At 56.5% G+C, this 9,628-nt stretch carries 11 protein-coding genes; 5 read left to right on the top strand and 6 right to left on the bottom strand.

What is annotated here, in order from left to right:
- Positions 1 to 374 precede the first annotated feature (374 nt).
- Positions 375 to 1,178 (top strand): type 1 glutamine amidotransferase domain-containing protein, encoded by an 804-nt coding sequence (locus EKA13_RS24355; RefSeq protein ID WP_065761705.1) that lies wholly within the window; start codon positions 375 to 377, stop codon positions 1,176 to 1,178.
- 37 nt (positions 1,179 to 1,215) lie between these two features.
- Positions 1,216 to 2,220, top strand: coding sequence for an acetoacetate decarboxylase (ADC) (locus tag EKA13_RS24350; protein WP_065761704.1), 1,005 nt, complete (start codon positions 1,216 to 1,218; stop codon positions 2,218 to 2,220).
- 15 nt (positions 2,221 to 2,235) lie between these two features.
- Here the strand turns inward: EKA13_RS24350 and EKA13_RS24345 are convergent, their stop codons facing one another.
- A complete protein-coding gene (locus EKA13_RS24345) occupies positions 2,236 to 2,715 on the bottom strand; it encodes a MerR family transcriptional regulator (RefSeq protein ID WP_065761703.1) in 480 nt (159 codons plus the stop codon).
- Between the two features lie 221 nt (positions 2,716 to 2,936).
- Between EKA13_RS24345 and EKA13_RS24340 the strand changes: the two genes are divergently transcribed.
- Positions 2,937 to 3,767: an alpha/beta fold hydrolase gene (locus tag EKA13_RS24340; RefSeq protein ID WP_065761702.1), complete on the top strand. Its 831-nt coding sequence runs from the start codon at positions 2,937 to 2,939 to the stop codon at positions 3,765 to 3,767.
- Positions 3,768 to 3,927: 160 nt separating this feature from the next.
- Here EKA13_RS24340 and EKA13_RS24335 read toward each other — a convergent pair whose 3' ends face one another.
- A complete protein-coding gene (locus EKA13_RS24335) occupies positions 3,928 to 4,758 on the bottom strand; it encodes a class I SAM-dependent methyltransferase (RefSeq protein ID WP_065761701.1) in 831 nt (276 codons plus the stop codon).
- A 329-nt stretch (positions 4,759 to 5,087) separates the two neighbouring features.
- Between EKA13_RS24335 and EKA13_RS24330 the strand changes: the two genes are divergently transcribed.
- Positions 5,088 to 5,837: a 3-oxoacyl-ACP reductase family protein gene (locus EKA13_RS24330; protein WP_065761700.1), complete on the top strand. Its 750-nt coding sequence runs from the start codon at positions 5,088 to 5,090 to the stop codon at positions 5,835 to 5,837.
- Positions 5,838 to 5,956: 119 nt separating this feature from the next.
- On the opposite strand, the gene EKA13_RS24325 is transcribed toward EKA13_RS24330, so the two are convergent.
- Positions 5,957 to 6,598 (bottom strand): DUF998 domain-containing protein, encoded by a 642-nt coding sequence (locus tag EKA13_RS24325; protein ID WP_065761699.1) that lies wholly within the window; start codon positions 6,596 to 6,598, stop codon positions 5,957 to 5,959.
- A gap of 139 nt (positions 6,599 to 6,737) precedes the next feature.
- On the opposite strand from EKA13_RS24325, the gene EKA13_RS24320 reads away from it, so the two are divergent.
- A complete protein-coding gene (locus tag EKA13_RS24320) occupies positions 6,738 to 7,607 on the top strand; it encodes a LysR substrate-binding domain-containing protein (protein ID WP_065761698.1) in 870 nt (289 codons plus the stop codon).
- 46 nt (positions 7,608 to 7,653) lie between these two features.
- Here EKA13_RS24320 and EKA13_RS24315 read toward each other — a convergent pair whose 3' ends face one another.
- The 3 genes from EKA13_RS24315 to EKA13_RS24305 form a co-directional block, all read right to left on the bottom strand.
- Complete coding sequence (locus EKA13_RS24315; RefSeq protein WP_065761697.1) at positions 7,654 to 8,019, bottom strand: avidin-fold protein; 366 nt, start codon at positions 8,017 to 8,019, stop codon at positions 7,654 to 7,656.
- 115 nt (positions 8,020 to 8,134) lie between these two features.
- Positions 8,135 to 9,301: an aminotransferase-like domain-containing protein gene (locus tag EKA13_RS24310; protein WP_065761696.1), complete on the bottom strand. Its 1,167-nt coding sequence runs from the start codon at positions 9,299 to 9,301 to the stop codon at positions 8,135 to 8,137.
- A gap of 149 nt (positions 9,302 to 9,450) precedes the next feature.
- On the bottom strand, positions 9,451 to 9,628 hold a 178-nt coding region (locus EKA13_RS24305), incomplete at its 5' end, for a transposase (RefSeq protein ID WP_141685661.1).

Genomic DNA, 9,628 nt, shown 5'->3' with positions numbered 1-9,628 from the left:
CCATTTGCTGTCATCCTTTCGAGGACGACAGCTTAAACTACCCCGTAGTCACTGTCTCAAAAGGTGGATCCACTATAGCCCACGGCTTACGGCAGCTCGAGCGATCAATTCGCCGGTATAGCCGTTGGCGCCGTAAATCATCCATTTCATCTGCGTATCAAAGTTGTCTTGCTGACTCATGCATATCTCCCGAGTGGATGTATAACGAGCGTTATTGCCTTGCCCATCCAGCATCAGACGCTAGCGTTAAAGTCAGGTTGAGGGTCAAGTTGAAGTGAGCGGATACCGGCGAAAATTATTTGCAATAGCGGGGTTGACCTTAAAGTTAGGTTTAAGGTGAGCATGCAATGACCTGCTTGAATGATGGAACCCGGATGATGCTCAAGACCTTTGTTTTTTATGCGTTGTTATTGATAGATAGCGCTTTCATGACATTTGCAAATGCTGACACCGCCCCTTCCACAATGACCGCCAGCAATCGTCAGATTCTGGTGATTCTGACTAATCACTCCAGCTATCCCTCACGCACCGATACGACGGGGTTGTGGCTGACCGAGCTGACGCATTTCACCGATGTAGTCGAGGCGGCTGGTTACAGCACGGTTTTTGCCAGCCCCAAAGGCGGTGCGGTGCCACTGGACGAGCGCAGCCTCGGTTGGCTGTACATGGACAAGGCCGCCCGTGAGCATTTGCAGTCCCCTGCCTTTCGTACTCGCCTGCAAGACACGCTGCCGATCGCCGATGTCGATCCGTCCCAATTCGGGGTCATCTACTTCACCGGTGGGCATGGAGTGATGTGGGACTTCCCCAATAATCCCGATCTGCGACGTGTCGCCGAAAGCATCTACAACCAGGGCGGCATCGTCTCGGCCGTGTGCCATGGCGTGGCGGGTCTTTTGGATCTGAAGGATGAAAAAGGCCAGTTGATCATCAAGGGCAAGAACATCACCGGCTTCTCTGATCGCGAAGAATTGCTCTCGGGCATGAAAAGCCAGGTGCCCTTCTTCCTTGAGGACAAACTGGTGAGCCAGGGTGCGCGGTACCGCAAGGGCTGGCTGCCATTCACGTCGTTTGCCATCACGGATGGAAGACTCGTCACCGGCCAAAACCCTCAATCGCCCAAAGCCGTAGCTGAAGCTGTGATGGCGGTGCTTTCTGGCGACAACGTAGCTCGCTGAACCCTCAAGTAGTCACCACCACGCGGAGAAAGACCGATTGAAACTCGCAAGCACCGTAGTAACAGGATTGCTGTTCAGCTCGATTGCCAACCATGCGTTAGCGGGGACGCCTGAAATGCCCAGTCCGACTGAAACCAACACAATTGATATCGCGGGCCACGCAGTACCTGTGGTCAAGGGCGGGCTGTACGATCGTTATCGCTCAAACCCTCCCTTGTCAGTGATTGCGGCAGAACTGCCGGGAGTTGATCTGAGCTGGTTCAAAGGATTGGAAAAACAAAAAGTCGATATTGGCTTCGAGTCATACTCGCCGAACTTTTACTACCAGAACAGTCGGGTTACGGCAGTCTACACGGCAGACCTGGATGCACTTCGGGCATTGATGCCCCCGGAAGTATTGGCGATCGCACATCCCCTGCAAATCTGGCCAGGTCGCGGCCTGATTGCGTTTACGGCGTACACCTATGAGCACTGTGATAACGACGCCTATAACGAAGTGGCGGTATCGATCATTACCAACAAGCCAGGCAAAGCCAATCTGGGGCCATTGACGCTGATTGGCCAGTCGATGTCTGGCGACTTCTGGGGCTATGTGCTCAAGCTGCCGGTCAATACCGAGCTGGCACGGGTGCGCGGGGTGGTCGGTTACAACCTGCCAAAATGGTTGACTGGAATTGATCGCAAAGAAGATGCGCAATCGGTGGTCTACGACATCAACGACAGCCAGACAGGGAAAGTTGACGTGTCCTTCAAAGCGAAGAAACTCGATAACCTTTCTCGTGATGTCGATATCGTCACCAGCAGCTTCACCAACCTCGATCATCAGGGCGAACTGGCGTACGGATATGCAGTATCTCGCCAGCTGAGTCACGGCTCCAGCCGCGACGCAGATTCGGTCACCCTTACGCTCGGCGAAGGCAGTCTTTCAAATTATCTCCGCGCCCTGAAGCTGGGGAAAATGATGAAATACGAATACGTGCCAGAGTTCCAGAGTGCGCTTTATGCGCCCAAACCACTCGCCAGTCTGACTGGCCAGCGCTGAGATCTTTTGCGCCTGTCAGGCCCCGGAAGCCTGGCGGGCTTTATTCTTCGTGGAAGACGTTGCCTTACGCCCACCCGACGCTTTACCAGCCCCCTCTTCCCGCAAACGATTTATCAGCATCTGCGCATTGTCTCCACACGCCATGCCCTCGGGCTTTCCTTCGATGCCCTTGATGACGAGCATCAGTTGCGCTTTGTTCTGCGCCAGTCTTTCCTGCAGAACACTGATCTCCTCCACCTTTTGCTTGAGTCCAGAGAGCAACTCGTCGTGTCGCCAGGTACCGGCGTTCATCGGCATCAGCTGCCGAATCTCTTCCAACGAGAACCCTGCCGCCTGTGCACCGGTGATAATTTCCAAAACCCACTCGGTATCAGGCGCGTAGTCTCGGTAGCCATTAGCTTTGCGCTCGACGGAGCTGATCAAGCCACTGGCCTCATAGAATCGGATGCGTGACGGCGCCAGTCCGCTGATTTTCGCCAGTTCGCCTATTCTCATACCTCACCCTAAAAACCTGTTGACCTTAAAGTTGACTTTAAACCTAAAGTCATCGGGCGACCAAGCACAACATGGCTTGGCCGGATTGGAATTCATGGGGAAGCGAGGGCTAGTCCAACCGTCCCTGAAGTGCCTAATGGACGGGCTGCACTCTGTTCACTCGAGGTCGTGATCGGAACACGATTCGATGAAGGCCTTCACTTCATTCGGGAGATACGAACATGGGGTATGTCACTACACAGGATGGTGTCGAAATCTTTTACAAAGACTGGGGGCCACGCGATGCCCAGGTCATCTTTTTCCACCACGGATGGCCACTGAGTGCGGATGATTGGGACGCGCAAATGCTCTTTTTCCTGAGCAACGGTTACCGGGTTGTAGCACATGACCGGCGGGGGCACGGGCGTTCTAGTCAGGTCTGGGATGGACATGACATGGATCACTACGCCGACGACGTCGCGGCCGTAGTTGATCACCTGGACGTACAAGGCGCAGTCCATGTCGGGCATTCCACCGGCGGCGGCGAAGTCATTCACTACATCGCTCGCCATGGCGAAGACCGGGTATCAAAGGCAGCCATCATCAGTGCGGTGCCGCCGTTGATGGTTCAGACGCCGACCAATCCTGGCGGCCTGCCGAAGTCAGTGTTCGACGACTTGCAGGCACAACTGAAAGCCAACCGGGCACAGTTTTACCACGACGTTCCTGCAGGGCCTTTCTACGGCTATAACCGCCCGGGTGCTAAGACCTCCGAGGGCATTGTCTTGAACTGGTGGCGACAAGGCATGATGGGATGTGCTAAGGCACACTATGACGGGATTGTGGCGTTTTCTCAGACCGACTTCACCGAAGACTTGAAGAGCATCAAGATCCCCGTCCTGGTAATGCATGGTGATGATGACCAGATCGTGCCTTACGAAAATGCAGGGGTTTTGTCGGCCAAACTTCTGCAAAACGGTACGTTGAAAATCTACCCGGGCTTCCCTCATGGAATGCCGACAACCAACGCCGAGACGATTAACGCAGATCTGCTGGCGTTCGTGCGGAGCTAAAAATGGGGCGGGTAAATCCCGCCCTTTTTCCCCTTGCGACTCCCAGATCGGATTTTGAATTTAGCAAAGTGCATAAGAAATGCGTTAACAGACCGTCCGCTATTGGCCGATACCGTCGATAAACATATCCAAGAAGATGAACTTACCCTGCGAGCATAGCTCACTTCCTCGCAACGATTTGTGCAAGAACAATCCGCCCCTCTTGCAGGTTTCGACCCTGATTCTGCGCCATTGCCTTGAAGTCAGCGCCAAGCAGCAAATGGAATCCAAGGGATGGTAAGCCTTCTTTCTGGATCTTCTCGGCCAGTCTCACAAACCACGCGCGCGCCGCTTCCGTTGTGTCAGCCCAATCAGTAATCGTGAATGCTGCTTCCTCGAGTAGCCTGCGCAACTCAGTTGGCGACACGAGGAAACTCGTATCCGGTGTGTGCGCCCACGGAACCGGAAACAGCACCGGGCCAGACGGACCGGCAAGTACATCGTAGATAGCGAGCGTACCGCCCGGCTTTAGAACGCGGTGCATTTCCTTGTACAGCCGCGTCTTGTCCGGGATGTTCATTGCCACATGCTCAGTCCATACGACATCGAATGTCTGGTCATCAAATGGCAGCTTGGTGGCGTCGCCTTGGCGGTAGTCGACGAGGTGTGCAAGGCCCGTCTTGGCCGAGAGCATCGAAGCAGCACGGCAGTACTCGTCAGTAAGGTCGATGCCCGTGACACGGCAACCGAATTCCTTCGCCAGGCAACGCGAGGTCCCGCCTACGCCGCTACCCACATCAAGTACGTGCTTTGATGCATCGAGCCCTGCAGCCCGGGCAAGCTCGAGCGTCGCCGCCCGTCCGCGGATATGAAACTGGTCGATGGGCGCCAAGTCTTCGGGCGTGAGGTGGTCTATGTCCCTGCCCGCTTTCTCCAGCGCCGTCAGTATGACGTCTCCCAAGTCCGCACGGGTGTAGTGCGTCTGGATTGCTTCATTGATACGCGTCTTCATAGGCACGGTCCTCCTCATATTGGCGCTGCCTGACGTGTGATGAGGCGCACCTGCCCGTTTATCCTAGGTCACCTTCCGCAGTGAATCACGGTGTGGGCTATGCTGCCATTCTCGCTGCGTTCTCAAATACCGGCCAGTGGCGGACGCCCATAATCCTGACTTAACCACCCACTGCAATGCTCTGCACCTCGGCACACCGCGCCCGGATGAACCGAAACAGATTATGAGGCCCTGTTCCTGATCAACAGGCTATGGCTAAGCAAGCCCGTGGCAATAGATTGCTCACGCCGCAGTCAGACTGAATTAACTTTCTGTAAAGGAGATACACCATGACCTCTACCCAAACGCTGCAAGGAAAAGTCGCTTTCGTTCAAGGCGGCTCCCGCGGTATCGGTGCGGCCATCGTCAAACGCCTGGCCCGTGAAGGCGCGGCAGTAGCTTTCACCTATGTATCGTCTACAGAGCGGGCCAATGTTCTGGTCAGTGAAGTGGTTGCCGCTGGTGGTAAGGCACTTGCCCTCAAGGCCGACAGCGCTGATGCCGCAGCCGTGCAACAGGCCATTCGTACGGCAGTCGAGCACTTCGGCGGCCTGGATATTTTGGTCAACAACGCCGGCGTGCTGGCCTGGGGCAACACTGAGGAAATCACCCTGGAGCAGCTTGACCACACCTTGGCGGTGAACGTGCGCAGTGTGTTCGTCGCCAGCCAGGAAGCTGCCAAGCATATGCTCGACGGCGGGCGCATCATCAATATAGGCAGCACCAACGCCGAGCGCATCCCGGTTGCTGGCGGCGCAGTGTACGCCATGAGCAAATCGGCGCTGGTCGGCTTGGCCAAAGGCATGGCCCGCGACCTGGGCCCGCGCCGCATCACCGTGAACAACGTGCAACCCGGCCCGGTGGACACCGAAATGAACCCGGCCGATGGTGAGGGCGCGGAGTACCTGAAAGGTCTGATGGCACTGGATCGTTACGGCAAGGCAGAGGAAATTGCCGGCTTTGTCGCCTACCTGGCCGGCCCGGAAGCAGGCTATATCACCGGGGCCAGCTTGACGATTGATGGTGGTTTCTCGGCCTAGTTCTTTGCGACCCGGGGCCCGCTTTTCGCGCGTCCCCGGGTGCGTCTATTCTTCCTGCGCACCTGAATGGCTGCAATTGGCTGTGGATTCAGCAGGTCGTGGCAGGCGGCGTTCGGCCTTTAGCGGACATCTTCAGGACCAACTTCACATCCCAGCGCCATCCACGCCAAAGCAGCACCCCACACCACGGATACGGCGTAATTGATCCGCTGATACAAGCCAAACAGGTGTCCGTCGATGAATACCTGGCCCATCAGATAGACCGTCACGAGGGCCAGGATCACGCAAAGCGCCGAGAACCATGCGAACCCTGGTGACAACAGCAAGCGCTTGCCGAGGAAAACCCAGAGCACGTTGGCCAGCGTCAGGGAAATGAACATCACCAGCCCGGCCACGTTGTGAAGCTGCTGAGACGTTGATGGTTGTGCGGGCGCGCAGCCCTGGTCGCAGAAAAAGTACCCGGTGGCGAAGCTTGCCAAGCCGTGCAGCAGAATCAGTGCAGCACTCAGCAAGGCCAGCCGCGATCCGGTGAAACGTCGTGCTACGCCCGCGGCGAATAACACGAACAATGTGCCCAGGGGAAAGTTGTTCACCCAAGCGGAGAAACCCTGAGTAGGCGCCCCCGCCGCCCCCAACTGGCTCATAGCCTGTTCGAGATGGCTGTAGCCCGGAAAAGCCAGCGCCGTAAGCGCCACCCCCGTAAACAGCCAGAGCGGAATCAGCAGCCCTAGCCCCAGCAATACACGGTCGAAAATTTTCACGGTATGGCACGTCCTTGTCATGGCGATGATTGAGCGGCTTCATACTAGGGAGGCGCAGCGTCTGCGTGTTACCGATTTTTTTGCAAGACAGCTTGCGTGTGCGTCATCCTGTCGCCCCTTCGAACCAAGGATGACCATGATGAGCAGACGCCTGCCAAGCATCCCCGCACTGCTTGCTCTTGAAGCAGCCGCACGCCACCAGAGCTTTGCCAAAGCGGCGCAGGAACTGTCGCTCAGCGAAGGCGCCATAAGCCGGCAGATCGGCAAGCTGGAAGAGTTTCTCGGTGTACGGCTTTTCAACCGCGCGGGCAATCGCGTCGAGCTGTCCTCGCCAGGCATGAGCTATGCGGCGCAGATTCGCACGGCGCTGGCCGATATCGAACGTCACACCCGCCAGGTGATGACCGATGCGCAGGGCAGCACCTCGCTGGAAATCGGCGTCATCCCGACCCTGGCCAGCCGCTGGTTGATTCCTCGGATCGCTCAATTTCGGGAACGCCACCCGGATATCGAGATCAACCTGCGCGAACGGACTCAGCCATTCTCACTGGAAGAAAGCGACCTGCACGCGGCGATCAATTATGACCATCCCATCTGGCATTCCATGAGAGTGCAGCCGCTGTTTGAAGCGCCCATGGTCGCTGTCTGTCATCCACAATTGGCGGACGAAGCCTCCGAGCGCATGCCGCTACTGCACAAGCACGCAAGCCCCTTTAGCTGGACGCGCTACTCGATGCTGTCAGGACTGCCGCTTTGCGCTGCCCCCGCAGGCCCCACCTACGACCGGTACGCGCTGCTGATCGAAGCGGCGAAGGCCGGCATCGGCATGGCACTGGTGCCTCATCGCTATGTCGAGGAAGAACTGCATGGACGCCAGCTCGTAGCGCCTTGGCCAGCGATTGCGGAATTGTGCGAGCGCTACGTACTGGTGACTCGCCCGGATACCGGGATCACTCCTGCCCTGACGAAATTCGAACGTTGGCTGATCGACGAAGCTGTCGTCGGGTAAGTGTGGGTAGGTAGCCCCGTGCACAGCCAGGCGAGAAGCTCGTGAGCTAATCCACAAGCTCGACGTAATTGGATTCGCCACCTCCCACGGCGCCCGACAACCAACCCCAGACGAAGTGGAGAGTTGTGCGGCCAGCTTGATCAGCGCCCACCGTACCGCGCGACCAACCGGCAAGAATCTCCCCGTTAGTAGTTAAGCACTGATAAAGAAGCTCAATGGTATCTGGGCCTGTCACGCGACCAATTTGGTTTCCTATACGAATCCGTCCGCCTTGGTAGCTGCTGGTAATAGCCTCTTCTTCGACGAAGTAGTGAAATACCGTGCCGGCACCTGATAGCCCCTGGGTATTGTTCACTACAGTGAATCGGCGATTGTTCAAGCGCTCGCTGAGTTGAGACAAAGCAGTTTCCATCCGTCGCGTCCTTTTGAGAAATCCATTTCAGAACTGTGCACCTTAAACCATTTTCCCGAGCCAGATGATGCTGCATGCTTGCACAGTGGAGTGCTGATACATCCGAATAGCCGTCTCAGGCCACCTGCACCGACTGGGCCTGGCGCACCACGGCCGCCAGCCGCTTGAGCCCTTCATCCAGTTTTTCAGGTTCGACGTGGCTGAAGTTCAGCCGCAGATGTCCCAGATGCTTATCGGGTTCAGGGAAAAATGGCTCTCCCGGCATGAAGGCTACATCCACCGCCAGTGCAGCCTCTAGCAGTGTGCGGGTATCCAGTGGACGCTTGAGCGTTAGCCAGAAAAAAAGCCCGCCATTGGGCAGGTCCCAATCGGCCAAGTCAGAAAAGTGCATTTCCAATGCGGTCTGAAATGCGTCTCGACGCACACGGTAGTAGGCCCGCAGCTCTTCTAGATGGCGCTGAAGCTTATCGGTACCAAGCCACTGCAGTACCTGCCACTGACTCACCCGATTGGTGTGCAAGTCAGCCGACTGCTTGAGCCGCAGCAAGTGCGGGAACAGGTCTGGGCTAGCAATCAGGTAGCCCACTCGCAACCCCGGAAGCAACGTTTTGGACACCGTGCCGGTATAGATCCAGCTGGCTTCCCGCAAACGGCTGACAAGTGGCATGGCAGTGCCGCCGTCGAAGGTCAACTCGCGGTAAGGCTCGTCTTCAATCAGAGTCACGCCGAACTCGTCCAATAGTGCAGCTACCGCATTTCGTTTGGCTTCGCTATAGCGCAGACCTGAGGGGTTTTGAAACGTCGGGATCAAGTAGATGAACGCTGGACGGTGTTTTTCCAGGCGGCGGCGCAGCGACTCCAGGTCAGGGCCATCCATTGTCATCTGTACCGTAAGGCAATCGGCTCCGAAGAACTGAAATGTTTGCAGTGCTGCCAGATAGGTTGGCGCTTCCAACAGCACCTCAGTGCCCTTGTCGATATAGAGCTTTGCTGCAAGATCGAGGGCCTGCTGAGAACCGCTGAGGACCAAAACCTGACTGGCTTGGCACGTTATACCCAGCGCCCGGGCTTCGGCGGCCAATGCCTCACGCAACGCGGGTTCACCTTCACTCATGCCATATTGCCCCATGGAGACTGGCATCTGGTCCCATTCAATGGTCGGCAGCATGGCTTCGGCGGGCAGGCCTCCGGCGAACGACATGACGCCAGGTCGCTGGGCAGCAGCAAGGATTTCACGGATCAAAGAGCTTTTAAGGCGCGAAACACGTTCGGAGAAAGCCATTGGGATCACCGGTAGCGAAGCGAGAGGGATATAAGTCAAACTACTTGACCAAAATTACGATACCTCTTTCGGATATGTCAACATGATTGACCTAAAAGACCACGACACCCAGCAACGGGCCATGGAGGCATTTTTCTGGCTCTTCGCATTTAAGGGTGTAGCTGATTTCTAAACCCTCCTGACTTCAGCAAGCACCTGGCTATGTAATTGGTTAAATTTCTAAAGCCCAAGGCGGTACCTCGTAAGTGCTCAAGTCGCCCGTTGATAGCTTCTGTTGGACCGTTGCTGGTTCCTGGCCGGTCGAAGTAGGCAAGGATGCTCTCAGCG

Origin of the sequence: Pseudomonas defluvii (assembly GCF_001695625.1) — a bacterium.
In the GTDB taxonomy this organism is placed as follows: domain Bacteria; phylum Pseudomonadota; class Gammaproteobacteria; order Pseudomonadales; family Pseudomonadaceae; genus Aquipseudomonas; species Aquipseudomonas defluvii.
Note: the sequence above shows the minus strand (reverse complement) of the source record. Positions and strands in the feature narration are given on the sequence as shown.

Excerpts from the sequence above, each read along its gene's own strand:
- EKA13_RS24320 (WP_065761698.1), top strand. The coding sequence starts at position 6,738 with ATGAGCAGACGCCTGCCAAGCATCCCCGCACTGCTTGCTCTTGAAGCA.
- EKA13_RS24345 (WP_065761703.1), bottom strand. The coding sequence starts at position 2,715 with ATGAGAATAGGCGAACTGGCGAAAATCAGCGGACTGGCGCCGTCACGC.
- EKA13_RS24340 (WP_065761702.1), top strand. The coding sequence starts at position 2,937 with ATGGGGTATGTCACTACACAGGATGGTGTCGAAATCTTTTACAAAGAC.
- EKA13_RS24310 (WP_065761696.1), bottom strand. The coding sequence starts at position 9,301 with ATGGCTTTCTCCGAACGTGTTTCGCGCCTTAAAAGCTCTTTGATCCGT.
- EKA13_RS24330 (WP_065761700.1), top strand. The coding sequence starts at position 5,088 with ATGACCTCTACCCAAACGCTGCAAGGAAAAGTCGCTTTCGTTCAAGGC.
- EKA13_RS24355 (WP_065761705.1), top strand. The coding sequence starts at position 375 with ATGATGCTCAAGACCTTTGTTTTTTATGCGTTGTTATTGATAGATAGC.
- EKA13_RS24315 (WP_065761697.1), bottom strand. The coding sequence starts at position 8,019 with ATGGAAACTGCTTTGTCTCAACTCAGCGAGCGCTTGAACAATCGCCGA.
- EKA13_RS24335 (WP_065761701.1), bottom strand. The coding sequence starts at position 4,758 with ATGAAGACGCGTATCAATGAAGCAATCCAGACGCACTACACCCGTGCG.